This is a genomic window from Pseudomonas sp. NPDC008258 (genome assembly GCF_042956345.1).
Classification (GTDB): Bacteria; Pseudomonadota; Gammaproteobacteria; order Pseudomonadales; family Pseudomonadaceae; genus Aquipseudomonas.
Map to the genome: position 1 here is coordinate 93,502 of NZ_JBIBGE010000018.1, position 24,057 is coordinate 117,558.

Sequence of the window (24,057 nt, forward strand, 5' to 3'; positions counted from 1 at the left end):
CAACTGGATGCCTTCGATGTCAGCTCTCATTTCTACGTTGCGCCAATTTTTTTACCGCCCCTGGATGCTGGCCACCTTGGCAGCATTGGCCAGCGCAGCACTTTTGCTCTCTGCCAGCATCGGCATTGCCTTGCAGCAGATGAAGCAGAGCGAGAGCGAACAGATGAACGCCCAGGGCGAGCGTTTTCTTGACCGTCTCGAACAGGTGTTCGGCCAGCTGCGTGAGGGGGTAGACCTGTTGCAGGCACAGCCCTTGCGTGGCTGTAGCCCAGCGATGCAGGCTGCATTGCAGCAGGTTGGCCTGAGTTCGCGCTTCATTTATGAAGCGGCTTATGTGGACGGTGACGTCGCTTGCTCCAACCGTGGCGATGAGCGGGCGTTCGAGCCCCTGCGGGCACCTGACATCCAGGGGCCGACCTACAGTTACTGGTTGAACACCACGACCGAACCCAACGAAAACCTGGCTGCGCTGATGCTGGGTCGAGGCAAGTTCGTGGTCTCCACTTCCCGCGGCCACCTGACCGACGTGGTTGACCTGCCCCCGGGCGGCAGCCTGGTGGTGGTGCTGGACAACGGCGCACGCGCCATCCCCGTGCTGGGCCCGCCACAGGTCTGGCCGCCGCCCTCGGCCTGGTCGACCAGCCACAAGTCGCTGCTCGAACTCAGCGACCGCCTGATCTACCGCATGCCGACCAAGTCGCCGGATTACCAACTGGTGCTGATTGCCCCGCGGGCCAGCCTGCCATTGAGGATGAACGGCATGCTCTGGCTGCTGTTCCCCGGCAGCGTACTGGCGGCCTGCTGCATCGGTTGGCTGGTGTTGCAACTGATCCTGCAACGGCGCTCGATGAGTTCGGAGTTACAGAATGCCTTGCGCCGTGGGGAACTGCAGGTGCTGTACCAACCGATCTTCGAGCTCGACAGCCGACGCTGCGTGGGCGCCGAAGCACTGGTGCGCTGGCGACGCCCGGATGGCACCCTGACCAGCCCGGACTTGTTCATCCCGCTGGCAGAAAATACCGGGCAGATTCGCCAGATTACCGATTTTGTCCTGCAGCGCGTGCTCGAACAGCTGGGGCAGCTGCTGCGCTCGCACCCCAAACTGTACATATCGGTGAACCTGGCCGCCTGCGATGTGATGGTGCCGCGCATTGGCCGGGTGGCGGCGCGCCTGTTGGCGTTGCATCGAGTGGCGCCCAGCCAGATCGCCTTCGAGGTGACCGAGCGCGGCCTGGTCGACGTGGTGGTTGCCCGTGACAACCTGCAAGCGCTGCGCGCTGTGGGGCATCAGGTGCTGATCGACGACTTTGGTACGGGTTATTGCAGCCTGGCGTACTTGCAGACACTGCCGGTGGACTGCCTGAAGATCGACAAGGCGTTCATCGATGCACTGGGCCACGATGCCGCCAGCAGCGGCGTTGCGCCGCATATCATCCGCATGGCCCATGACCTGCACCTGCGGGTGATTGCCGAGGGCATCGAATGTGAAGACCAGGCGGTGCTGCTGAACAGTGAAGGGGTCAATTACGGCCAGGGCTGGCTGTTTGCCCGGCCGCTGAATGCCCGGCAATTTGCCGAGCTGGTCACCCGCGGCCAGCTGCCGCGGCGGGTGGAACATTGAGACATCCTGTACCGGCCTCTTCGCGGGCACGCCCGCTCCCACAGAGATAGCGTCGCACCTGAGACCTGTGCAGTACCTGTGGGAGCGGGCGTGCCCGCGAAGAGGCCGGTACAGGCAATACTCAAACCGGCAGGGCCATGTAGAACTGGGTCCCCTGCCCCGGCCGGGAAAACACGCCCATGCGCCCGCCATGCAGCTGCACGATCTCCTTGCACAGCGCCAGCCCCAACCCAGCGCCACCTTTCTTGCGCCCTACCTGCACGAATGGCTCGAAAATGCGCCCCTGCTGCCCGTAGGCAATACCTTCGCCGTTGTCCTCGACACTGATGATCACCCGTTCCGCATGCCGCCGCGCATGCAGGCGGATTCGCCCGCCGTTGGCCGTATGGCGGATGGCATTGTGCAGCAGGTTGTCCAGCACGCGGTCCAGCTGGGCGACATCGGCCTGGATGCGTGGCAGCGGTGGTTCCATCGCCTTGACCAGTTCGATCTGTTTGTTTGCCGCCTGCTCGGCAAAGCGCAGCTGCGCCCGCTCCAGCAGTTCATCAAGGGCGCAGGGTGCCAGGTCTAGCTTCTGCAGCCCGCTCTGGTAGCGGCTGAAATTGAGCAGGTCGTTGATAAGCTGGGTCAGGCGCTGCATTTCTTCGCCAATGGTTTCCAGCAGGTCGTTCTCGCGCGCCTCGGGTGGGAACTTGACCCGCTCGCGCAACAGGCCGAAGGCCATGTGCATGCCGGTTACCGGCGTGCGCAGCTCGTGGGAGGCGCGCAGCACGAATTCGCTGCGCACGCGTTCGAAGGCCCGTTGTTCGGTGACATCGTGCAGCACCATCACCGCACCCAGGATCGGCCCTTGCGGGTGGCTGACCGGCGTCAGGCTGTAGGTCAGCAGGCGCGTTTCTTCATCCACCTCCATGTTCAGGTCTTCCGGCGGCCGGTCCAGGCTACCGCCGCGCAGCACCTGACGCAGCTGCTGCTCCAGCTCTGGTCGCCGCAGGGCTTCGGCCAAGCTGCTGCCCACCCGGCTGTCGTTCCAGCCCAACTGGCGCTGCGCCACCGGGTTGAGGTGTTCCAGGCGGCCCTGGCGGTCAATGATCAGCAGGCCATCGTCGATGCTGTCCAGCACCGCTTGCAGGCGATGCTGGCCGGCGAGCAGCTCATCCACATTGGTGGCCTGGTGCCTGCGCAAGGCATCGGCCATGAGGCCGAAGCGGCGGGTCAGCTGGTTCAGTTCGGTGGCCTGGGTGACGGGCAAGGTGACGTCAAAGTTGCCCTTGCCGAGCTGGTCGGCCGCTTTGGCCAAGGCTTCGATCGGCTGGCCGAAGCGGCGGGCGATGTTGTGCGCGGTGATGAAACCCAGCACCAGCACCACCAGGCCCATCAGGCCAAGCACTCCGCTGACCAGCAGGGCGCGGTCACGCGTGTGTTCCTCGCTGCGGGTGATCAGGTCCAGGGCCTGCCTGTGGGAGTCGATAAGGTCGGTGCGCACCTGGTTGAACGCGGCGCCCAGCGGCTGCTCCACACCCATGCTGCGCGCCGGTGCAGGGCTGTCGCGGTAAGCCTGGAGAAAGGCCTGGTAGTTACTGCTGGTCTTGCTGAAACCGGTGCGCTCGCCGCCTTGCTCCAGGCCCTGAGTAAGCAGGGCCTGGAAGTTGTCCTGCAGCAGCCGCAGGTTTTCCGGGGCGGTGTCTTCATCCAGGATGAGCGTCAACTGTTCGCCAAGGTTCTGCCGCAGCTTCAGCCCCACTTCCAGGGCGTGGGTGGTGTCGCGCACCAGTTGCTGTTGCACGGTGGCCATCTGCAGCACACTGACCAGGCCCAGCAGCAGCCCGAGCAAGGCCACGGTGACCAGTGCCGAGATACTCAGGAAAAGCCGCGTGCGCAGCTTCATGGGCGGCCACTTCATAGGTTGTACTGCTTGCGCTTGCGGTACAGGGTGGATGCGTCGATGCCCAAGGTCTTGGCGGCCTGGTCAAGGGTGTCGCTGGTGGCCAGCACTGCGCCGATGTGCGCGCGCTCCAGCTCGTCCAGGCTTAGCGCGGCACCGACGCGCGGGGCATTGCCGGCAGGCTGCTCGCCCATGCCCAGGTGGCTGATTTCCACACGCTCCTGTGGGCAGATGATGCTGGCCCGCTCTACCACGTTACGCAGTTCGCGAATGTTGCCGGGCCAGCGGTAGTTGAGCAGGGCCGCACGTGCTTCATCGCTGAAGCCCCGAGCGGGCCGGGAGTACTCCTTGACGAAGCGGGCGAGGAAGCGGTCGGCCAGGGTCAGGATGTCTTCACTGCGTTCGCGCAGCGGGGGCAGGTGCAAGGTGATGACGTTCAGGCGATACAGCAGGTCTTCGCGAAAGCGGCTTTCGCGCACCATTTCTTCGAGGTTGAGGTTGGTGGCCGCCAGGATGCGGACATCGGCGCGCCGGGTCACGGGGTCGCCAACGCGCTCGTACTCCTTGTCCTGAATGAAGCGCAGCAACTTGGGTTGCAAGGTCAGCGGGAAATCGCCGATCTCGTCGAGAAACAGCGTGCCACCGTCGGCCTGGCTTACCCGCCCCAGGGTGCTTTCGCTGGCGCCGGTGAAAGCCCCACGGGTGTGGCCGAACAGTTCGCTTTCCATCAGTTCGGCATTCAGCGACGGGCAGTTGATAGTCACACAGGCTTTGCGCGCGCGCTTGCTCCAGCCATGGATGGCACGGGCCAACTCGCCTTTACCCGTGCCGGATTCACCCAGAATGAGGATGTTGGCGTCGGTGGTGGCGACCTGGCGGGCGGTTTCCAGCACCGCCATCATGGCCGGGCTGTGCGAGTCGAGGCCGTCCTTGGGTTTGCGCACTTCACCTTCCAGGGCCTCCAGGCGCGCCGAAAGCTGGCGGACTTCCAGCTGCTTGGCGGTGGCCAGGCGCAACTGGTCGGGGCTGCATGGCTTGACCAGGTAGTCGGCTGCGCCGGCCTGGATGGCGTCTACCGCCGTGTCGATCGCCGAGTGTGCAGTGACGATCACTACGCGCATCCAGGGTGCCTGGATGCGCATTTGCGCCAGTACGTCCAGGCCGTTGTCCTCGCCCAGACGCAAATCCAGGAAGCACAGGTCGAACACCTGGCGCTGCAACAGCGCTTCGGCCTGGGCGGCGCTGTTAGCCGTGGCCACGCTATAGCCTTCGTCTTCCAGGCAGTAGCGGAAGGTGCGCAGGATCGCGGACTCGTCATCCACCAGCAGAATGCGGCCTTGGTTGTCCTGGGCTGATTCCATTTCCTGCGCTCCTTAGGGATAGGTCTTCATTTAGTGTGGGAAAAATCGGGCAAGTTGCATGGTCAATTCTGAAGGATTCTGTCCTTTGCATGCTAGCCAATGGCCAAATGCTGCCTGCAGACCGTGATATTCCAATGATTTGCTTAGAGGCAGCGGTGGCACATTGGTTGCGACGATTTTCACCTTTTGCCCAAAAACGAGGTACTGACATGCCATTTTCCTTTCGTACCGCCGTGTTGGCAGCCACATTGTTGCCAGTGTTCACCCCGGCATTGGCCGACCCTGTGCAGGACGCGCGCCTGGAAGGCGCCCTGCAAACCGCCCTGTCGCTGAACCGCATGCTCGACCCGTTCCGCATCCGGGTTGAAGTGGACGGCAAGCAGGCACGGCTTTCCGGCGAGGTGGAGAACGAGGTCGAGCGGCAGCTGGCCGAAGATGTGGCCCGTGCCACACGGGGCATCGAACAGGTTGAAAACCAGCTGCAGGTCAACGCCCAGCTGGTTGAGCGCCCGTTGGAGCTACGTGCCTACGCCCAACGCCTGGAGGACGCCACCCTGGCGGCGGTGATCCGTGCCCGGCTGTTGTGGAGCCGCACCACCGAAAAGGCGCCTATAGAAGTGCAAAGCAGTGAAGGCGTGGTGACCTTGCGCGGCAAGGTCGACAGTGCCGAAGCCAAGGAACTGGCCGGTGTGGTGGCCCGCACCACCGACGGTGTCCACCTGGTCAACAACCTGGTCAGCCTTGATACCGCCGCCATGGCCAAGGCCCGTGAAAGCCCGGTAGGGGCGCCAACCGGGCCGCAGCCAAGCGACAGCTGGATCATCGACAAGATCCAGAACAGCTACCGCTTCAGCCGCAACCTCGATGGCCTGAACCTGAGAGTGGCCAGTGAAGAAGGCATGGTACGGCTGTCGGGCGAGGTGGTCAGTGCCGAGCAAAAAACCATCGCTGTGGAGATTGCCCGGCAGATCATTGGCGTGCGCGGGGTGGATGCTGACCTGCTCAAGGTGGCGACCAAGGTTGAAGGCTGATCGTGCAATTCGCACGACCACCGGGACGGCATCGTGCAGTATACGTGCCCGGCGATTGCCTGTATCTTATGTAAGTGATTGATTTATAAGTATTTTATAAAAATAAAAATACTGGCATGCAGGCTGCAATTACCTGTTCAGGTTTGAACAAAAATTACAGCAGGAGGAGCCGGCATGAACCGCCAATCCGTCAACCGCTCGCAGAACGCCGCACTGCCCCTGCGCCAGATGCTGTCACTCGGCATGGCGCTGCTGCTGACCTTGGCCGCTGGCCTCTTCTACTACAGCTGGCAGACCGCGCGTCTGGCTGAGCAAGTGGCAGCGCAGACTGCCCTGTTGACGCAAATTCAGGCTTCCCGTGCCAACACCCTGGTCAAGGCGGCTGACCCATTGCCAGCCGGCCAGGCCACTGCCTCGCCGGCCACCCTGGAAACTGTAGTACCCCAGGACCGCTGGGTCTTCTGACCTGCCGGGCGGACCGATTCTGAAAAAGAAAGGAGAACCACCATGCTGAGCTGGGCTATCACTTTCCTCATCATCGCCATTGTCGCTGCCGTACTGGGCTTCGGTGGTATCGCCGGCGCTGCGACGGGCATCGCGAAGATCCTGTTCATTGTCTTCCTGGTGCTGTTCGTAGCTTCCTTCTTCTTTGGACGTGGACGAGGTTGAAGATGGGCAGGAAGCTTACTGCAGCCCTGGCTGCCGCCCTGTTGCTGGGCGGCAGTGCGGCGGCGATGGCGGCCAATGACGGCCAGGTCCGGGTCGACCAGCTGCTCGGCTCGGACCCGGAGTACCGGGAAACCTGGCAGGACACGATCAAAGGCGAGGAACGCCTGCCCGATTGGGTGGTCAATCTGACCGGCAGTGCCCAGCAGCAGATGTCCGCCGTTACCGAAGATGGCGACAAGTACCTGGTCGGCCCGCTGTGCGAGGCGCAGGACAAGTGCACTTACAAGCGGCTGATCGTTGCGTTCAGCTGGGACAAGGACGATGCCTACGGGATGCTCGTGGAGGTACCCGAAGGCTTGCCGAGCGACAAGTCGCCCACCCGCCATGCGCAGTACCGCTGGCTGGGCGAACCGGACGACGGCATGAAAGCGATGCTGCAGGAGCAGCTCAAGCGTGACCCCAACTGGTACTGAGCATTTATTGCGAGTACTGATGAAAGGTTACCGACTGTCACGTAATAGAAGCTGAACCTTTCTATATTTCAGCCTTCTATGATGCGCCGCCCCGAGGAGGGGTTGCACATGACCAAGGGGCCGGGCTGTTCTGATTGTTGCAGGATCGGAGTGGCCTAGGGGTACAGGGAGTGCCTCCAGCGATGGGCCGGGTCAGGAAAGGCGGAATCGGAAGTATCAGGTCGGCGGTGTCATAGGGGATACCTGGCCAGACCTGACTTCCGAGGAGCCATGCAGAGTCGCTGCGGTCCTTGCGCGATTTTCCCCTTGAGACACATTTTGTCTCGACCGTACATCAACTTTTTTTCGACCTCGATGGCGCTTCTTCAAGTGTCATTTCCGCCATTCGGATTGTCGAACAAGCCATCTTCTGTGCCCTTTTCCTACCGTCAAATCTGCCTAAATATGGCGGTTTGGTCTTGTTCGGGATTCCGAACGTTATAAATCAAGCACTTGCGAGCGGCCTGTTTTGGTGCAAATCAGTATGCGCAAACGGTATAGGGTATGCGTTTCCGGCATTAGATTTCCCCCTTTGCCATCGCAATAGTTGCCGCCTTTTTCGCTGGCCAGAGCGCCCTGTCGCTCGCCTGCGCTGTCCTTACATGAAGTCGCCGGATGGAATGATCTACGGCCCGTGACCTTGCCAACAGCTCTGTCACGGGCGTTTTCGTCCGGTGCCATGACCACTAGAACAAAGGGTAAAGACATGAAGAAGGCAAAACTGAGCCTCGCCTGGCAGATCGTCATCGGTCTGGTCCTGGGCGTTGCAATCGGCGCGCTGCTGAACCACTTCAGCGCGGAAAAGGCCTGGTGGATCAGCAACGTCCTCCAGCCCGCCGGTGACATCTTCATTCGCCTGATCAAGATGATCGTCGTCCCGATCGTGATTTCGTCGCTGATCGTGGGTATCGCCGGGGTTGGCGATGCGAAGAAACTGGGCAGCATCGGCCTGAAAACCATCATCTACTTCGAGGTGGTGACCACCATCGCCATCGTTGTCGGCCTGGTGCTGGCCAACCTGTTCCACCCGGGCGCCGGCATCGACATGAGCACCTTGGGTACTGTGGACATCTCCAAGTACCAGGCCACTGCGGCCGAGGTGCAGCATGAGCACGCCTTCATCGAGACCCTGCTGAACCTGATCCCGTCGAACATCTTCGCAGCGCTGATGCGTGGCGAAATGCTGCCGATCATCTTCTTCTCGGTCATGTTCGGCCTGGGCTTGTCGAGCCTGCAGGCAGAGCTGCGCGACCCGCTGGTACGCACCTTCCAGGCCGTATCGGAAACCATGTTCAAGGTCACCCACATGATCATGAACTACGCCCCGATCGGCGTGTTCGCCCTGATTGCCGTGACCGTGGCCAACTTCGGCTTCAGCTCGCTGCTGCCGCTGGCCAAGCTGGTGCTGCTGGTGTACTTCGCCATCGCGTTCTTCGCCTTCATGGTGTTGGGCCTGGTTGCCCGCGTGTTCGGCTTCTCGGTGATCAAGATCATGCGCATCATGAAAGATGAGCTGATCCTGGCCTACTCCACCTCCAGCTCCGAAACCGTGCTGCCGCGCGTGATCGAGAAGATGGAGAAGTACGGTGCACCGAAGTCGATCTGCTCGTTCGTGGTACCGACTGGCTACTCCTTCAACCTGGACGGTTCGACCCTGTACCAGAGCATCGCGGCCATCTTCATTGCCCAGCTGTACGGTATCGACCTGTCGTGGAGCCAGCAGCTGCTGCTGGTACTGACCCTGATGGTCACCTCCAAAGGTATCGCTGGCGTACCGGGCGTGTCGTTCGTGGTGCTGCTGGCCACCCTGGGCAGCGTGGGCATCCCGCTGGAAGGCCTGGCCTTCATCGCCGGTGTCGACCGCATCATGGACATGGCCCGTACCGCGCTGAACGTTGTAGGCAACGCCCTGGCTGCACTGGTCATCGCGCGTTGGGAAGGCATGTACGATGCGGCCAAGGGCGAGAAGTACTACGCCTCGCTGATGGCCGGCAAGCAGGAAGCCGCAGTGGTTGGCGAAGTCGCCAAGCGCTGAACCTGTTAGCTGTTTGACGAAGAGCCCCGACTTGTCGGGGCTTTTTGTTGTCTGTGAAATTCCGGGCCGCTTTCTTGAGGCCTGTACGATTCCTGTGGGAGCGGGCTTGTCGGGGCGCCGAACCGCCGCGAACACCGGCGAAGCCGGTGCCATCCACCGCGTTGCCTGATTCGCGGACTCGCCCGCTCCCACAGTGTCTTCAGTCAGGTCTGATCTCCAGCCTTACGCACCGATACGCTATCATTCGGGCATTTTTCAGGGGGAACACACGGATGCTCAACGGCCTTTGGCTCGGCTTTTTCCTGGTGGCGGCAGTGTCCGCCCTGGCCCAATGGCTGGTGGGTGGCAATGCCGGGATCTTCGCGGCAATGGTCGAAAGCATCTTCGCCATGGCCAAGCTGTCGGTCGAGGTGATGGTGCTGCTGTTCGGCACGCTGACCCTGTGGCTGGGCTTTCTAAAGATCGCTGAAAAGGCCGGCATCGTAGAATGGCTGGCCAAGGTGTTGGGCCCACTGTTCGCCCGCCTGATGCCGGAAGTGCCACCTGGTCACCCTGCCTTGGGCCTGATCACCATGAACTTCGCCGCCAACGGCCTGGGCCTGGATAACGCGGCCACGCCGATTGGCCTGAAGGCCATGCGTGCGCTGCAGGAGCTGAACCCCAGCAGCACCACCGCGAGCAATGCGCAGATCCTGTTCCTGGTGCTCAACGCCTCGTCGCTGACACTGCTGCCGGTAACCATCTTCATGTACCGGGCCCAGCAGGGCGCGCCAGACCCGACCATGGTGTTCCTGCCAATCCTGCTGGCGACCAGCGTCTCGACCCTGGTGGGCCTGCTGTCGGTGGCAGTGATGCAGCGCCTGCGCCTGTGGGACCCGGTGGTGCTCGCCTACTTCATCCCCGGCGCGTTGCTGCTGGGCGGTTTCATGGCTTTCCTCGGCACCCTGTCGGCCGCCGCGCTGGCCAGCCTGTCGTCGATTTTGGGCAACCTTACGCTGTTCGGCGTGATCATGCTGTTCCTGGTGATTGGTGCCCTGAAGCGGGTCAAGGTGTATGAAGCCTTTGTCGAAGGCGCCAAGGAAGGCTTCGATGTCGCCAAGAACCTGTTGCCCTACCTGGTGGCGATGCTGGTGGCGGTCGGTGTGCTGCGTGCTTCTGGCGCCCTGGAGCTGGCCCTGGACGGTATCCGCCATGCGGTGAACTGGATGGGCCTGGACACTCGCTTCGTCGAGGGCCTGCCCACCGCGCTGGTCAAACCATTCTCTGGCAGCGCAGCCCGGGCGATGTTGATCGAGACCATGCAGACCCAGGGCGTGGACAGTTTCCCGGCGCTGGTAGCGGCAACCATTCAGGGCAGTACCGAAACTACCTTCTACGTGCTGGCCGTGTACTTTGGCGCGGTGGGTATCCAGCGCGTGCGCCACGCGGTTGGTTGCGCACTGCTGGCCGAGTTCTCAGGCGTGGTAGCGGCGATCTTCGTCTGCTACTGGTTCTTTGCCTGATCCTTGCGTTGTGCCTGGCTGGCCTGGGCGACAGTCCAGGCCACAACCTGCCCCACCAGCTGGTCGCTGGCCTGGCCGAAACCGGCGACCACGGCTGACACTTGTTTGTCGGCAAGCGGCTGGCGGATTTCGAAGCGCTTGCTGGCCAGAATGCGCTGGTTGCGGCCCTGAACCAGCCTGGCGTCATAGCGAATCACCACCTCCACCGCCCCGCCCGGGCGGTACTCACTCTGGAATGCCTGTAGCTCGCCAGCCAGCTCGTAGTCGGCCTGCAGGTTGCTGTCGTCGGCGCTCAGGCGCTGTACCTGGCCATCGCGCTGGAAACCATCGAGCAGGCGGTTGCGCAGCAGCACCGGGGCGGCATCGCTCCAGCGTGCTCCTTTGTAGCTGCTGACCACATCGCCCTGAGGAATCACGGCAATGCGCGGGCCGGCCAATACTTCACTGGCCAGAGGCTTGTTCAGGCGCAATGACCAGTCCAGTGGCGCTGCCGTGCGGCTGGGCTGGTTAACCGGCAGGCGATAGAGGTCGACGGGTTCGCTTTTGGGCAGGATCGAGCAGGCACTGGTCAGGCTCAGCGAGGCTGCCAGGGCCAGCAGGCGCAGCGACGGTTTCATGGCTGGAACTCCTTGTTGTTGTCGCGGCCGAGCAGGTAGCCGCTCGGGTCGGCCTCCAGTTGCCGGGAAATGCCCTTGAGTGCGTTAAGGGTTTCGCGCAGTTCGCGAATGGCAGGCGTGAGCTGGTTCAGGCCCTGGGCGCCGTCGCCAATGGCCTCGCTGTTGTTTTTCAGCAGATTGTTGATGGTGGCCGTGCTTTCGGCCAGCGACTGCATGGCCTGCTCGGCGCTGCCGATCGCCTGTTTGCCTTCGCTGCCCAGCAGGCCGTTGGCATTGCGCATCAGTGTCTGGGTTTCGACCAGGGTGGCGCTGGCCTGCTTGCCCACCTGCACCAGTTGCTCGATGGCCTCGGCAATGCTGCCGTGCTGGCCGGCGAACGCTCCGGTGGTCTTGTCGAGGTTGGCCAGGGTGCTGCTGAGGTGGCCGATGTTGTCCTCGGAGAACATCTGGTTGGCGTTGTGCAGCAGCAGGTTGATGTTGGTGACCAGGTCGCTGCTGTCGTTAAGCAGGCGCGAGATGGGCGACGGCGAGGCGATGATCACCGGCAGCTTGCCGTCCTTGCCCTTGAGTTCAGGGCTTTGTGGGGTGCCGCCGCTGAGCTGGATGAACGAGTTGCCTGTCACGCCGGCCAGGGTCAGTTTGGCCTGGGTGTCTTCTTTCACCGGGGTATCGCCGCTCAGGCGCACCCGGGCCAGTACCCGGCGCGGGTCTTTCGGGTCCAGGCGCAGCGTGGACACATCACCTACCTTGATGCCGTTGTACTGCACCGGGCTGCCGCGTGACAGGCCGGAAACGGCTTCGTTGAACACCACTTCGTAATCCTTGAAGGCGTCATCGACACTGGACTTGGTCAGCCATAGGCCAAACAGCATGGCACCCGCCACCACCAGAACGGTGACAAGGCCTATGAGAACGTGATGGGCTCGGGTTTCCATTGCTCAGCGCTCCTGCCCGGCACGGCTGGCGGCCTGTTCGGCTGCGCGCCCGCGTGGGCCATGAAAGTATTCTTGAATCCAGGCGTCGTTGGTCTGCTCGACCTCGGCCAGCGGGCCGGCTACCAGGACCTTTTTCTGCGACAGCACCGCGATGCGGTCGGTAATGGTGTACAGGGTGTCGAGGTCGTGGGTGATGAGGAACACCGACAGGCCCAGGGCATCGCGCAGGGTCAGGATCAACTGGTCGAATGCGGCGGCGCCGATCGGGTCCAGGCCAGCGGTGGGCTCGTCGAGGAACAGGATATCCGGGTCCAGTGCCAGGGCGCGGGCCAGCGCCGCACGCTTGATCATGCCCCCCGAAAGCGAGGACGGGTACTTGTCGGCGGCCGAGATGGGCAGCCCGGCCAAGGCCAGCTTCACACCGGCCAGGTGCTCGGCATCGGCGCGGGACAGCCCGGCGTGCTCGATCAAGGGCAAGGCGACGTTTTCGGTCACCGTCAGCGAAGAGAACAGCGCGCCCTTCTGGAACAGCACGCCGAAGCGCCGTTCGACCAGCGAGCGCTGTTCTTCGCGCAGGCCCGCTAGGTCCTGGCCGAATACCTTGATCAGCCCTTCGTTGGGCCGGCGCAGGCCGATAATACTGCGCAGCAGTACCGACTTGCCGCTGCCCGAACCACCGACCACAGCCAGGATTTCGCCTCGGTACAGGTCCAGGTCCAGGTTTTCATGCACCACCTGGCGGCCGAAGCGGTTGCACAGGCCACGGGCTTCGATCACGTTTTCCCGATCAGTCACCAGCCCATCTCCATGAAGAACAGGGCGGCCACTGCGTCCAGCACGATGACCACGAAAATCGACTGCACCACCGCCGAGGTGGTGTGTGCGCCCACCGATTCGGCGCTGCCGCTGACTTTGAAGCCTTCGAGGCAGCCGATGGCGGCGATCAGGAAGGCGAAGAATGGCGCCTTGGCCAGGCCCACCAGAAAGTGCTGCACGCCGATGTCGCTTTGCAGCAGCGACAGGAACATGGCCGGCGAGATGTCCAGCGACAGGGCGCAGACCACTGCGCCGCCGACGATGCCGCAGATCATCGCGATGAAGGTGAGCAAGGGCAGCGAAATCAGCAGTGCCAGTACCCGTGGCACCACCAGCAGCTCCATTGGGTTCAGGCCCAGTGTGCGGATGGCGTCGATTTCCTCGTTGGCCTTCATCGAGCCGATCTGCGCGGTGAACGCGCTGGCAGTGCGGCCGGCCATGAGAATGGCTGTGAGCAGTACGGCGAACTCGCGCAGGAACGAAAACGCCACCAGATCGACGGTGAAAATGGTCGCGCCGAACGCGGCCAGCACCGTGGCACCGAGGAAGGCCACCACCGCGCCGACCAGGAAGGTCAGCAAGGCGACGATGGGGGCGGCGTCCAGCCCGGTCTGCTCGATGTGTGCCACGACCGGGGTGATGCGCCAGCGGTGCGGTTGCAGGGCGCGGCGCAGCAAGGTCTCGAGGATTACGCCGACGAAGCCAAGCAACTGCATGGTGTCTTGCCACAGGGTGCCGACGGCGCGGCCGATGCGTTCCAGCAGCATCAGCAGTACGTTGCGCTCGGGCTCCTTGATCGGGATGCAATAGTCCTGGACCGAACAGTAGACGTTCTTGAGCAGTGCGCGGCTGGCGTCGGGCAAGTCCTCGGTACAGTGCGACAAACGCTCGGAGCCGAGCAGCTCGGCCAGCAGTGAAGCCCCTGCGGTGTCCAGGCGGCCCAGCTGGCTGAGGTCGGCGACGGTGTCGGCAGTGAATTGCGCGCGTAGAGGCTCGCTCTCGCGCTTGAGGCTGGCGTAGTGCGCCAGGGTCCAGTCACCGGTTATGCGCAGGCAGGCCGGTTGGCGACTGGCGTCCAGGGTGGCGCTGGGGGTGGTCACAGGCTCCATGCATTTGACTCGGCGCTAAGGCTTAAGGGCTGATCATAGCGCAGCAGGCATGGGCTGTTTGGTGCTTATGTGCTGTGTTTGGGTGCGTTGGGGGCCGCCTTGCGGCCCATCGCCGGCAAGCCAGCTCCCACAGAACTGCACATCACTTACTGATTTAGCAGGGACCCTGTGGGAGCGGGCAAGCCCGCGAACACCGGCGCAGCCGGTGCCATGCACCGAGTTGGATTCTTCGCGGGCATGCCCGCTCCCACAGAGGCCGGGTCTACCTGTTCAATGTGGGCGCTGGCGTGTCGTCTACCACCTTGAAGCGCAGCACGCCAATCACCTGGCCATCCTCGGTCAGCACCCTCACCTGCCATTTGCCCACCGGGTTCGGCGGGAAGTTCTGCTTGTGGGTCCAGGCCCGGTAGCCTTCCTTGCGCCCGCCATGGATGTCCAAGGCGATGCGGTCGACCTCTTTACCGTCCTTTTGCCACACATGGTAGATCCGTTCGTTCAGGCCGCGTGGTGCGTTGATGGCGGTGTAGGCGTACAGGCCGCTGCTGCGGATACGGCTGGCGGCGATTTCGTCCAGCGACTCGCCTGGCTGGCGGTTGATGACTTCGGTACTTACCGCTACGTCGGTCATCCATAAGGTTGCCGGTGGCACCCACGAACGCAGCAGCCAGCCGCCGGCACCGACCGACAGGGTAACCAGCACCAAGGCCACGCCGCGGCGCCAGGTGTTGATCGGGAAGCTGCTGGCCAGGCTGGGGAACGACAAAACCATGGCCGCAATTAGCGCCAGCTTGAAGCTTTGCGCGGTGGTCAGGTGCAGGATGATCGGCAGCGCGGTCAGCAGGGCTGCAAACAGCGTCAGGGTATGCAGTGCCAGGAACAGCCAGCGGCGCGGAGCCAGCCACTTGTAGTACAGCGGGTCGGTGATCGAGATCAGGCCGGCTGCGCCGAGCAGACCGGTGAACACCAGCTGGCCGCTGTTCCAGGTGGTGGTGATGAAGAAGAACGGCAGCACGAAGAACAGCGTTTCCTGGTGGATCATCTGCGTCGCGTAGCGCAACAGCGGCTGCGGGATTTCGCGGTTGAAGGTACGTGCGAACAGGCCGGTGAGGGTGTTTTCCAGCATCAGCCAGACCCAGCTGACCAGCATCAGGATGGCGACCCAGCTGGCCAGGCCAGCCTGGCGGTCGACCAGGATGAAGCTGCCGATACCGGAGAGGAAACCGCCGAGCGCGATGATGCCGGGGTAGCGTTTGAGCAGTTCGATGATGCGCAGGGCGACTTGAGGGATTTGGGGCATTGGGGGCTACAACAGGGAGGAATGGGGTGGCTGTGCCGGCCTCTTCGCGGGCATGCCCGCTCCCACAGGGTTCGGCGTTAACGCGATCATTGTGGGAGCGGGCGAGCCCGCGAAAGGGCCGGTACTGGCAAAAGGATACCGCCGATTCACCGCTGCCGTGTAGCACCACTCGGCCGTTCAGGCCCATGCCGGCGCCAGCGCAGCAACCCCGCCGCCAGAATCAGCCCCACCAGCAAGGCGACCAGCCCGTAAAGCTCGTCATAACCCAGCAGCGGCTTCTCGATCCGTACATATCCGTCCTCTTTCAGCAGGTCCTTCAACGCCTCATTGGCCTGCTCCAGGCTGACCTGGCGCAGCTTGCGCACCGGGTTGGCAAAACGCCCGTCGGTATAGTCGTTCAGCGCCCCCCAGTAGTAGTCGGCCAGGGCGCTGTTGCCTTGGGTGCTCCAGCTTTCCTTGGCCGCGCTGGCGTCCTGGATGCGAGCAAAGGTGTCCGGGTCGAGGCCTTCCTTGCGCAGGTGGTCGAACAAGCCCTGCATCACCTCGACCGCCTTGTCGATGTCATCACGTTCCAGGTCGGCATTGAGGCTGAGCAGGCCAGTGTCGCCAAAGCTCTCGCGTTGTACCGAAGGTCCGTAGGACAGCCCGTTGCGCAGGCGCAGCTGGTCGTACAAGGCCCAGTCCAGATACCGCGACAGCAGGTCGAGGGTGGCCTGGTGGTCGTTGTCCAGCACGGGCTCGATGAACAGCCAGTGCAGCTTGACACTATCGCCCAGCCAGCCGCGGGTCAGGTCGCGACGCTGCTCGGCCTGTTGGGTGATGCTCTCCAGGTTGCGGCGTTCTTCAGGTTCGGTGGCGGGTAGCTCACCAAACGTGCGCTCCAGGTAGGCGGGCAGCAGGCGGTCGAGGCCACCGACCATGATCAGGGTCATGTTGTTGGCGGCGTACCAGCGTTCGCGCAGGGCCTGTACCTGCTCCAGGGTCATGTCGTCGATGTTGGAGCGCTCAGGGCATTTCAGGCCCAGTTCGGTCGCCAGCTGGTCGCTGGCCGGGTGGCCGATGTCTTGACGGTCGAGCCAGCGTTGCAGGTGGCCATAGTGGCCGCCATCCTCGCGTTCGATGATGCGCTTGGCGGTGGCCAGGGCCTTGGCGTCGATACGGGTGTCGCGGATGACTGCCAGCAGCAGGTCGAGTACTTTGCGCTGGTTGCGCGCCGGGGCCTCGATGACGAAGGTGGTGTCGGCGCTGCTGGTGTAGGCATTCCACTCGCCACCCAGCGATTGCAGGCGCTCCTCCAGGCCGCCCTCGCCGGTTTCGTCGATGCCGCTGAACAGCAAGTGTTCAAGCAGGTGAGGCAGCTCTTTCTGCTCGCAATCGAAGTCGTCCAGGCCCACCCCGACCACCAGGCGGATCGCCACATGGTCGCGTTCGTAGCCGTTTTTCAGGATGACCTGCAGCCCGTTGGGCAACAGGTAGCCCTCAACCCGGGAGCGGTCGAGGGCCAATGAGGGCAGGCTGCAGATCAGCAGGCAAACGAACATCAGGCAACGCATGGGCGAGCTTGGGTCCTCAGGTACGCGAAATCACGGCAGACGGGCTTCGTCCGGCACGCTGTCGAGCATCAGCCCGCCGGTGTCCGAACCGCCCAGTACCACATAGGCACTGCTGCAGAACAAAGAGTTCAACCGCTTCATGTCGGCGATCAGCTCCAAGTGTAGCGAACTGGTCTCGATACTTTGCACCACCTTACGCTGCAGGCGGCTGACATGGGCGTGCGCCAGGCGCCGTTCCTGGGCGCGAAAACGGCGCTTTTCCCGCAGCAGCAAGCGGGCGCTTTCCGGGTCGGCACTGAGGAATACCGACAGGCCCAGGCGCAGGTTCGCCAGTAATTGCTCTTGCAGGCCGGTCAATTCTTCGAGGCCCGTCTGGGAAAATTCCCGGCGCTGGCTGGTTTTCTGCTGCTGGACCTTGCGCAGCATGCGTTCAGTCAAGTCGCAGGCCAGCTTGAGGTTGATTGCCAGCTCGATGATCTCGGCCCAGCGGCGGTTGTCCTGCTCGCTGAGGTCTTCGCGCGGCATCTGTGCCAGGTATAGCTTTATGGCGCTGTACAAGGCTTCGGCGTCTTCGCCTAGGGCGCGGACCTGCTGTGGCAAGGCCGTCTGTGTACCGCGCAGCGCACCGAGCATGGCTTCGAGCAGGCTGTCGACGATATCGCCAAGCCGCAAGGTTTCGCGGCAGGCGTTGGCCAGGGCCAGTGTGGGGGTTTCCAGGGCCGAGGCATCGAGGTGGCGTGGGCGGATCTGGCCATTGCCGTTTTCCCGCTCGGGAAGCAGGGTATTGCACAGCCGGCCCATGAGTTTGACCGTAGGCAGCATGAGCAGGCAGCGCAGCGTGTTGTAGAGCAGGTGGAACCCGATTACCAGCTCTTGCGGGCTGAAGCTGAGGGAGTCCATCCACTGCACCAATGGGTGCAGCGCAGGGATGATCAACAGCAGGCCGATCAGCTTGTAGAGCAAGCTGCCCAACGCCACGCGGCGCCCGGCAGTGTTCTGCATGCTGGTACTGATGAAGGCCAGCAACCCGCTACCGATGTTGGCGCCGACCACCAGGCCGATCGCCACTGGCAGGCTGATGACCTCGGCACCGGCCAGTGTCGCGGTGAGCAGCACGGCAGCCAGGCTGGAATAGGAAATCATGGCGAACATGGCGCCGACCAGGGCGTCGAGCATGATGTCGCCGGTCAGCGACGCGAACAGCACTTTCACGCCTTGGGCGTGGGTGATCGGCGCAGCTGCCTGCACGATCAGCTCCAGCGCCAGGATGATCAGGCCAAGGCCGATACCTACCCGGCCCAGCTGGCCAGCCCGCGTCTGCTTGCGCGAGAGGAAGAAGATCACGCCCAGGAAGATCAGTAGCGGTGAAAGCCACGACAGGTCGAAGGTGAGCACCCGTGCCATCAGCGCGGTACCCACGTCGGCGCCGAGCATGATCGCCAGGGCCGGGGTCATGGCCATCAGGCCCTGGCCAACGAAGGATGTGACCAGCATGGCGGTGGCGTTACTGCTCTGCACCATGGCTGTGACCAGAATGCCGGCGATGAACGCCAGCGGGCGCTTGTCCATGTTCTGGCTGATGATGCGCCGCAGGTTCGAGCCGAAGACCCGGAGAATGCCGGTACGCACGATATGGGTGCCCCAGACCAGAAGCGTCACGGCCGAGAGCAGGTTGAGCAGGGTCAGCATGGCGAAGGCCCCCTGTTGCACTGGCCCAGCGGGCCAAGAAAAGAAACGTGAGCGTTCGAAGACTTTTCAGTGCTCACTCAAAGCTTTAGTTGTTTTGCGCAGCTGCCGCCAGCTTCGCATGGCTGTCATTTGTTTGAAACCGATGGGGCATGAAAAAAGGGCCCTACAAAGGGCCCTTTCTGTTTTGCACTTCCTGATCTTACTGACCCGGAATGTCCTTGCGCAGTTTCACCGGGTCATGCTCTTTGCCTTCCTTGCGGGCCGCGGCGGTGCGCATGCGGATGTTGATTGCTTCCACCGCCAGCGAGAACGCCATGGCGAAGTAGACGTAGCCTTTCGGTACATGCACATCGAAAGCTTCGGCGATCAGTACGGTACCGACCACGATCAGGAACGACAGTGCGAGCATCTTCAGCGACGGGTGTTTGTCGATGAAATTGCTGATGGCACCGGCGCACAGCATCATCACCAGTACAGCAACGACAATGGCGGCGATCATCACCGGTACGTGGGAAACCATACCCACCGCAGTGATCACCGAGTCCAGCGAGAACACGATGTCGATGATGGCGATCTGGATAATGGTGTAGAAGAACTTGCCGCCCGCGCCTTTTGGCTCGTCCGGGTTCTCGTCTTCGCCTTCCAGGCCGTGGTAGATCTCTTGCGAGCTTTTCCACAGCAGGAACAGGCCGCCGAAGAACAGGATCAGGTCACGCCCGGAGATGCCTTGGCCGAATACCACGAACAGGTCGGCAGTAAGGCGCATGACCCAGGTGATCGACAGCAGCAGCATGATGCGGGTGACCATGGCCAGGGCCAGGCCGAAGATCCGGGTACGCGGCTGCATGTGCTTGGGCATGCGGCTGACCAGGATCGAGATCATGATGATGTTGTCGATACCGAGGACGATCTCAAGCGCGGTAAGGGTAAAAAAGGCAACCCAGATTTCCGGGCTGGTCAGCCATTCCATGTAATTTCCTTCGAGCGGTAATGGCAACGCGCCCCGGTCAGGGCGCGTCGCGTAGGTGATACGTATGTATTAAAGACTACTGAACAGCGGGAAAATCCCCATCAGCAGTGCGGCGAGCATTATGCACAGGCATACCAGCACTGCCCACTTGAGCGTGAAGCGCTGATGGTCGCCGAACTCGATACCGGCCAGGGCCACCAGCAGGTAGGTGGAGGGTACCAGCGGGCTGAGCAGGTGTACCGGCTGCCCTACGATCGAGGCACGGGCCATTTCCACCGGCGTGATGCCGTAGTGGCTGGCGGCTTCGGCCAGCACAGGCAGTACGCCGTAGTAGAAGGCATCGTTGGACATGAAGAAGGTGAACGGCATGCTCACGATCGCGGTGATTACCGCCAGGTAAGGGCCCAGCGCTTCCGGGATGACTGCCAGCAGGCTCTTGGACATGGCGTCGACCATGCCGGTGCCCGACAGGATGCCGGTGAAGATGCCGGCGGCGAAGATCAACCCGGTCACGGCCAGCACGCTGCCGGCGTGGGCGGCGATGCGGTCCTTCTGCTGTTGCAGGCATGGGTAGTTGACGATCATGGCGATGCTGAAGGCGATCATGAACAGCACCGGCAGCGGCAGCAGGCCCATGATCAGTGCCACCATCAGGGCCGCAGTGAGCGCGCCGTTGAAGTACAGCAGCTTGGGCCGGCGAGCTTCCGGGTATTGCGAAACGGTGATTTCGCTGTGATCGATGTCGTCCGTCGGCAGGTGCAGTTCGCCCAGGCGGGCACGTTCACGTTTGCCGTACATGTAGGCAATGCCCAGGATCGCCAGCACGCCGAACAGCATGGCCGGGATCATCGGTACGAAGATGTCCGACGGGTCCACATGCAGGGCACTGGCGGCGCGGGCGGTGGGGCCACCCCACGGGGTCATGTTCATTACCCCGCCGGCCAGGATGATCAGGCCGGCCATGATCCGCGGGCTCATCCCCAGGCGGCTGTACATCGGCAGCATGGCGGCGCAGCAGATCATGTAGGTAGTGGCGCCGTCACCGTCGAGCGAGACCACCAGGGCCAGCACGGCGGTACCGACCGAAACCTTTAGCGGGTCGCCCTTGACCAGCTTGAGGATCTTGCGCACGGCCGGGTCGAACAGGCCGGAGTCGATCATCAGGGCGAAATAGAGGATGGCGAACATCAGCATTACGCCGGTAGGCGCAAGCTTGCTGATGCCTTCGAGCATCATGGGGCCGATCTTGGCGGAGAAACCGCCGAACAGGGCGAACAGGATCGGTACCAGGATCAGCGCGATCAAGGCCGACAGGCGCTTGGTCATGATCAGGTACATGAAGGTGATGACCATGGCAAAGCCGAGGAAGGTCAGCATGGCAATACTCCAGGCGTGGCGCGGCGAAAGGAAAGTCGATTCGGGCGGATCAGCGCGTCAGGCGCTGTGCAGGGAGCATGCGGAGGGGGACTGCAGGAAGGCGGGCACAGGAATACATCAGAATCACCATTGTTGTTGTTGATTGGGCCGGGCGCGGTGTTTACCGGGTGCCCTGGCTGACCGGTCTTGTGCCGGTAGTGGGGGCTATCCTATGAGGGCAAGCTTTCAGCCAGCTTTCGCTGAAGCAAAGGCGACGAGAGGTAGGTGATGCAGGATGTAACCGAAGGAGGCTGCCATTGTGGCGCCCTGCGCTATCGGCTGGAGGGCGACCTGACGGACATTGCCCACTGCCATTGTTCGATCTGCCGGCGGGTCAGCGGCGGGTTGGTGGTGACCTGGCTTACCCTTCCCCGCTCGGGCTTCCAATGGCTGGCGGGTGAGCCGAACTGCTATGTGGCGCCAGCCAGTTGCAGCCGGTACTTCTGTGGGCAGTGCGGGGCGCATGTGGCGTTGGTGACTACCCATAGCCCGGAAACGGTCGATGTGACGGTGGCGACGCTGGATCACCCGGAGTGGGTGCGGGCCAACCGGCATATCTGGGTGGGTAGCCGGTTGCCTTGGTTGCACCTGGATGAGGATTTGCCTTCGCAGGCAGAGGAACGCCTGTAGGCGTTGTGCTGCCTGTACGGGCCTCTTCGCGGGCGAGCCCGCTCCCACAGGTACGGCGCAGATCTCAAGGGCGGTGTAGATCCTGTGGGAGCGGGCATGCCCGCGAAGAGGCCGGGCCTGCAAACATCACAACTGCAAGCCACCCGCAGCCTTGTGAAGCGCCCGCAGATGCTCGCCGATCTGCTTCACATTGGCCTCGACCGCGGCAATTTCCTTGGCCCGTGACGGCTCCAGCAGCGCCCTCACCTCTTTGTCCAGGCTGGTGCTCAGGCGCAACAGCTGTGCCTGGCGTTCGCTGCTCACCTGCTCAAGGTGCTTGCGCTCTTCGGGTTGCGGCAGCCCGTAGCCCTTGGCATCCAGCAACTCTGCCGGGCGGCTGAGGAAGCCGCTGTTGGCGAGCATCTGCTTGAGGGTTGCATCCGCTTTGCTAACGCTGCCGTCGTTCAATGCTGCGGCGTTCAGGTAGCGCTGCTTGACCTCGTCCTGGGCCAGCAGCAGTTGCCTGCGCAAGCTGGCCTGCTCGAGCAACAGCAATGCGGCACTGGTGCGCAGGTCGGCCTTGGCGAACCACGGGCGGCGTTGTTCGGCGTCCAGAGCCAGCCAGTCTTCGACCAGGGCCTGCTTGATCGGCAGCTGCTTCCTCAGCACCTCGAACATGGCCTGGTAGCGGTCGCGGTAGGAATCGAAGCGGTAGCCCAGCCGTAAGGCCTCGCGCGGGTCGTCGAGCACGCTGGTGTCGGCCAGCCCCCTGCCCTTGAGCACCGCCAGCAAACCGTTGGGCATGATGCTGTCGAGGTCGTTGAGGCGCGGGTTGGCGGTTCCGCTGCGCAGCAATTTCAACGATTCCACGGCGCAGTTGTTGGACAGGAACCAGTAGTTGCCGTCATAGCTCCAATGCATCTCGGCTGCCTGGCGCACAAGGTCTTCGATTTCGCTGCGGTTGAGCCTTAAAGGCACCGAGGCCAGGCTACGCAGTTCAGTTTTGGTATATTCGTCGATCACCTGGCTCAGCGGCAGTACGAATAGCCGCGACGGGTAGTTGCCGACCAGGCCGTCCCAGCTGGACAGCTGCACATCGTTGACGAAGGCGCGGTACGACAGCACAAGGCTTTGGTCGAGGTCCAGGCGGCAGTCCGGCCCGCGTGGGCGGCCCGGCTTGCAGATCACCAGGCGCAACATGCTGTGGCCCCAGCGGCTGACCAGGTTCTGGTTGGCTTCGGCCAGCAGGTAGTCCACTTCATAGACCCGCTCAGGGTCGATTTCCCCCAGCGGCTGGCGGGCAAAGTCGCTACCGGCATTGATGAACGGCAGGCCTTTGGCGCAGGTGTCCTGTTGGGGTGCCCAACCGAAGTGCTGGCGCAGGTACTGGTTCAGCGCCGGGCGACGGCAGCCGTAGCTCGGGTCGAGGAGAAAATACTCCATGTTGACCGCGATGTACTCCTTGGGGCTGCTCAGTTCATAACTGTCGGGGCTGCGTACGAACTGGCCATTGTGCTGCTCGCGCTCGCCGCGTCGGCCCACGTACTGCTGCCAGCCGGCCAGGTCGAGCAACCGCGGGTCGTCGCTGAGGGTGAAGCGGCGTTCGGCCTGGCCGCGGCACTCCTCGGGCAGGCCGATCTTGCCCAGCGTGCCTTGCTGGCGTTTGCAGCGGGCAATCAGCGAGTTTTCGGCGGCGGGCCACAAGCGGGCCCGGTCGTAGATATGGGTGAGCTCGTGCAGCACCGTGGCCAACAGTTCTTCGCGCACCGTGCCGTGTGGCCGGCCGGTACGCTCGGCCGCGGCGCTGCCATCGGTGAGGCCCGCAAGCAGGCGGCGGTTGAGCTCAAGGGTGGACACCAGCGATGCCTGGCCATAGGCATCGGCCGGCATGCTGTCGCTCCAGCTGACCCGCACGCGGCGGTCCAGCTGCTGTTTGAATCGAGGGGGTAGCTTGCTCAGGGCCTCATCCAGCAGGGCCTGGCTGGCCTGGACCTGTTGTGAGTCCAGGCCGGACGCCTGCAGCTGAAGCTGCAGGTCGGCCAATACGGGTGTGCCGGGCAGCGTCAGGGCGCAGCCGAGCAGCCAGGCACGCACGCTTTTCACAGCGCGAGGATGGCTTCGGCCAGTACCTGGTCGCTGGCGCCGCGTGCTTCTGGCACGCGCTCACGCAGGGTGTTGAAGGCCGACTCGAGTTGCGCGCCGCGGATGTCACCGTTGCTGGCGACGAAGCTGGCAGCGTCGTCATGGGCTTCGCGCACCACTTTGGAGTCGCGAATCGAGGTGGTGGTGTCTGAGGTGAAGTCGATCGAGCGGCCAAAGGCACGCACGATGATGTTGCTGGTGGCCACCAGGGTCTGTGCCTGGGCCAGGTCGGCCAGCAGCAGCATGCCGAGGGTAGCGGCAATCAGCGGTTTACGCATGGAGCATCTC

At 63.0% G+C, this 24,057-nt stretch carries 21 protein-coding genes; 8 read left to right on the forward strand and 13 right to left on the reverse strand.

Features of this window, described 5'->3' with window-relative positions; all coding sequences use genetic code 11:
* The first annotated feature begins 16 nt into the window (after positions 1-16).
* On the forward strand, positions 17-1,621 hold the full coding sequence (locus ACFY9W_RS16295; RefSeq protein WP_391131989.1) for an EAL domain-containing protein: 1,605 nt from the start codon (positions 17-19) through the stop codon (positions 1,619-1,621).
* A gap of 121 nt (positions 1,622-1,742) precedes the next feature.
* Here ACFY9W_RS16295 and ACFY9W_RS16300 read toward each other — a convergent pair whose 3' ends face one another.
* Positions 1,743-3,524, reverse strand: coding sequence for a KinB sensor domain-containing domain (locus ACFY9W_RS16300; RefSeq protein WP_391131991.1), 1,782 nt, complete (start codon positions 3,522-3,524; stop codon positions 1,743-1,745).
* Entirely contained in the window at positions 3,521-4,867 is a 1,347-nt protein-coding gene (algB, locus tag ACFY9W_RS16305; RefSeq protein WP_391131993.1) for a sigma-54-dependent response regulator transcription factor AlgB, read from the reverse strand. Before algB ends, ACFY9W_RS16300 begins: the two co-directional genes overlap by 4 nt.
* Positions 4,868-5,076: 209 nt before the next feature.
* Between algB and ACFY9W_RS16310 the strand changes: the two genes are divergently transcribed.
* From ACFY9W_RS16310 to ACFY9W_RS16335, 6 genes are all read left to right on the forward strand, one after another.
* Positions 5,077-5,898 carry a BON domain-containing protein gene (locus tag ACFY9W_RS16310; protein ID WP_391131994.1) on the forward strand — a complete coding sequence of 274 codons (822 nt, stop codon included), beginning with the start codon at positions 5,077-5,079 and terminating at the stop codon, positions 5,896-5,898.
* A 174-nt stretch (positions 5,899-6,072) separates the two neighbouring features.
* Positions 6,073-6,363: a hypothetical protein gene (locus tag ACFY9W_RS16315; RefSeq protein WP_391131996.1), complete on the forward strand. Its 291-nt coding sequence runs from the start codon at positions 6,073-6,075 to the stop codon at positions 6,361-6,363.
* Positions 6,364-6,405: 42 nt separating this feature from the next.
* Positions 6,406-6,567, forward strand: coding sequence for a DUF1328 domain-containing protein (locus ACFY9W_RS16320; RefSeq protein ID WP_003252966.1), 162 nt, complete (start codon positions 6,406-6,408; stop codon positions 6,565-6,567).
* Between the two features lie 2 nt (positions 6,568-6,569).
* Entirely contained in the window at positions 6,570-7,040 is a 471-nt protein-coding gene (locus ACFY9W_RS16325; protein ID WP_391131998.1) for an Ivy family c-type lysozyme inhibitor, read from the forward strand.
* A gap of 745 nt (positions 7,041-7,785) precedes the next feature.
* On the forward strand, positions 7,786-9,114 hold the full coding sequence (gene gltP / locus ACFY9W_RS16330; RefSeq protein WP_391132000.1) for a glutamate/aspartate:proton symporter GltP: 1,329 nt from the start codon (positions 7,786-7,788) through the stop codon (positions 9,112-9,114).
* Positions 9,115-9,386: 272 nt separating this feature from the next.
* Positions 9,387-10,616, forward strand: a complete 1,230-nt coding sequence (locus ACFY9W_RS16335) for a nucleoside recognition domain-containing protein (protein WP_264361335.1) — start codon at positions 9,387-9,389, stop codon at positions 10,614-10,616.
* On the opposite strand, the gene ACFY9W_RS16340 is transcribed toward ACFY9W_RS16335, so the two are convergent.
* The 9 genes from ACFY9W_RS16340 to ACFY9W_RS16380 form a co-directional block, all read right to left on the reverse strand.
* The gene (locus ACFY9W_RS16340) at positions 10,598-11,233 is read right to left on the reverse strand and encodes an ABC-type transport auxiliary lipoprotein family protein (RefSeq protein WP_391132003.1); all 636 of its coding nucleotides are present in this window, start codon (positions 11,231-11,233) and stop codon (positions 10,598-10,600) included. The two genes, ACFY9W_RS16335 and ACFY9W_RS16340, sit on opposite strands and share 19 nt — an antisense overlap.
* Positions 11,230-12,168 carry an MlaD family protein gene (locus tag ACFY9W_RS16345; protein WP_391132005.1) on the reverse strand — a complete coding sequence of 313 codons (939 nt, stop codon included), beginning with the start codon at positions 12,166-12,168 and terminating at the stop codon, positions 11,230-11,232. The genes ACFY9W_RS16340 and ACFY9W_RS16345 overlap by 4 nt, the downstream gene beginning before the upstream one ends.
* Before the next feature lie 3 nt (positions 12,169-12,171).
* Positions 12,172-12,963 (reverse strand): ATP-binding cassette domain-containing protein, encoded by a 792-nt coding sequence (locus ACFY9W_RS16350; protein WP_391132007.1) that lies wholly within the window; start codon positions 12,961-12,963, stop codon positions 12,172-12,174.
* Positions 12,960-14,093, reverse strand: a complete 1,134-nt coding sequence (locus ACFY9W_RS16355) for an MlaE family lipid ABC transporter permease subunit (RefSeq protein ID WP_391132009.1) — start codon at positions 14,091-14,093, stop codon at positions 12,960-12,962. The genes ACFY9W_RS16350 and ACFY9W_RS16355 overlap by 4 nt, the downstream gene beginning before the upstream one ends.
* 262 nt (positions 14,094-14,355) lie before the next feature.
* Positions 14,356-15,390: a DUF5924 family protein gene (locus tag ACFY9W_RS16360; RefSeq protein WP_391132011.1), complete on the reverse strand. Its 1,035-nt coding sequence runs from the start codon at positions 15,388-15,390 to the stop codon at positions 14,356-14,358.
* Positions 15,391-15,536: 146 nt separating this feature from the next.
* On the reverse strand, positions 15,537-16,943 hold the full coding sequence (locus ACFY9W_RS16365) for an insulinase family protein (RefSeq protein ID WP_391132013.1): 1,407 nt from the start codon (positions 16,941-16,943) through the stop codon (positions 15,537-15,539).
* A gap of 30 nt (positions 16,944-16,973) precedes the next feature.
* The gene (locus tag ACFY9W_RS16370; RefSeq protein ID WP_391132015.1) at positions 16,974-18,632 is read right to left on the reverse strand and encodes a sodium-dependent inorganic phosphate transporter; all 1,659 of its coding nucleotides are present in this window, start codon (positions 18,630-18,632) and stop codon (positions 16,974-16,976) included.
* A 199-nt stretch (positions 18,633-18,831) separates the two neighbouring features.
* Positions 18,832-19,602 carry a TerC family protein gene (locus ACFY9W_RS16375; RefSeq protein ID WP_391132017.1) on the reverse strand — a complete coding sequence of 257 codons (771 nt, stop codon included), beginning with the start codon at positions 19,600-19,602 and terminating at the stop codon, positions 18,832-18,834.
* A 69-nt stretch (positions 19,603-19,671) separates the two neighbouring features.
* The gene (locus tag ACFY9W_RS16380) at positions 19,672-20,979 is read right to left on the reverse strand and encodes a citrate:proton symporter (RefSeq protein WP_391132019.1); all 1,308 of its coding nucleotides are present in this window, start codon (positions 20,977-20,979) and stop codon (positions 19,672-19,674) included.
* Positions 20,980-21,246: 267 nt separating this feature from the next.
* On the opposite strand from ACFY9W_RS16380, the gene ACFY9W_RS16385 reads away from it, so the two are divergent.
* The gene (locus tag ACFY9W_RS16385) at positions 21,247-21,648 is read left to right on the forward strand and encodes a GFA family protein (protein WP_391132021.1); all 402 of its coding nucleotides are present in this window, start codon (positions 21,247-21,249) and stop codon (positions 21,646-21,648) included.
* Positions 21,649-21,774: 126 nt separating this feature from the next.
* Here the strand turns inward: ACFY9W_RS16385 and ACFY9W_RS16390 are convergent, their stop codons facing one another.
* Both ACFY9W_RS16390 and ACFY9W_RS16395 read right to left on the reverse strand, forming a co-directional pair.
* Positions 21,775-23,730, reverse strand: coding sequence for a DUF4105 domain-containing protein (locus tag ACFY9W_RS16390; protein ID WP_391132023.1), 1,956 nt, complete (start codon positions 23,728-23,730; stop codon positions 21,775-21,777).
* On the reverse strand, positions 23,727-24,047 hold the full coding sequence (locus ACFY9W_RS16395) for a DUF2388 domain-containing protein (RefSeq protein WP_110742426.1): 321 nt from the start codon (positions 24,045-24,047) through the stop codon (positions 23,727-23,729). Before ACFY9W_RS16395 ends, ACFY9W_RS16390 begins: the two co-directional genes overlap by 4 nt.
* Between the last annotated feature and the right edge of the window lie 10 nt (positions 24,048-24,057).

Coding starts and splice junctions, on each gene's coding strand:
- ACFY9W_RS16360 (WP_391132011.1), bottom strand. CDS start 15,390: ATGCCCCAAATCCCTCAAGTCGCCCTGCGCATCATCGAACTGCTCAAA.
- gltP (WP_391132000.1), top strand. CDS start 7,786: ATGAAGAAGGCAAAACTGAGCCTCGCCTGGCAGATCGTCATCGGTCTG.
- ACFY9W_RS16370 (WP_391132015.1), bottom strand. CDS start 18,632: ATGCTGACCCTGCTCAACCTGCTCTCGGCCGTGACGCTTCTGGTCTGG.
- ACFY9W_RS16295 (WP_391131989.1), top strand. CDS start 17: ATGTCAGCTCTCATTTCTACGTTGCGCCAATTTTTTTACCGCCCCTGG.
- ACFY9W_RS16315 (WP_391131996.1), top strand. CDS start 6,073: ATGAACCGCCAATCCGTCAACCGCTCGCAGAACGCCGCACTGCCCCTG.
- ACFY9W_RS16375 (WP_391132017.1), bottom strand. CDS start 19,602: ATGGAATGGCTGACCAGCCCGGAAATCTGGGTTGCCTTTTTTACCCTT.
- ACFY9W_RS16340 (WP_391132003.1), bottom strand. CDS start 11,233: ATGAAACCGTCGCTGCGCCTGCTGGCCCTGGCAGCCTCGCTGAGCCTG.
- ACFY9W_RS16335 (WP_264361335.1), top strand. CDS start 9,387: ATGCTCAACGGCCTTTGGCTCGGCTTTTTCCTGGTGGCGGCAGTGTCC.
- ACFY9W_RS16320 (WP_003252966.1), top strand. CDS start 6,406: ATGCTGAGCTGGGCTATCACTTTCCTCATCATCGCCATTGTCGCTGCC.
- ACFY9W_RS16365 (WP_391132013.1), bottom strand. CDS start 16,943: ATGCGTTGCCTGATGTTCGTTTGCCTGCTGATCTGCAGCCTGCCCTCA.
- ACFY9W_RS16395 (WP_110742426.1), bottom strand. CDS start 24,047: ATGCGTAAACCGCTGATTGCCGCTACCCTCGGCATGCTGCTGCTGGCC.
- ACFY9W_RS16325 (WP_391131998.1), top strand. CDS start 6,570: ATGGGCAGGAAGCTTACTGCAGCCCTGGCTGCCGCCCTGTTGCTGGGC.
- ACFY9W_RS16385 (WP_391132021.1), top strand. CDS start 21,247: ATGCAGGATGTAACCGAAGGAGGCTGCCATTGTGGCGCCCTGCGCTAT.
- ACFY9W_RS16310 (WP_391131994.1), top strand. CDS start 5,077: ATGCCATTTTCCTTTCGTACCGCCGTGTTGGCAGCCACATTGTTGCCA.
- ACFY9W_RS16380 (WP_391132019.1), bottom strand. CDS start 20,979: ATGCTGACCTTCCTCGGCTTTGCCATGGTCATCACCTTCATGTACCTG.
- algB (WP_391131993.1), bottom strand. CDS start 4,867: ATGGAATCAGCCCAGGACAACCAAGGCCGCATTCTGCTGGTGGATGAC.
- ACFY9W_RS16355 (WP_391132009.1), bottom strand. CDS start 14,093: ATGGAGCCTGTGACCACCCCCAGCGCCACCCTGGACGCCAGTCGCCAA.
- ACFY9W_RS16300 (WP_391131991.1), bottom strand. CDS start 3,524: ATGAAGTGGCCGCCCATGAAGCTGCGCACGCGGCTTTTCCTGAGTATC.
- ACFY9W_RS16345 (WP_391132005.1), bottom strand. CDS start 12,168: ATGGAAACCCGAGCCCATCACGTTCTCATAGGCCTTGTCACCGTTCTG.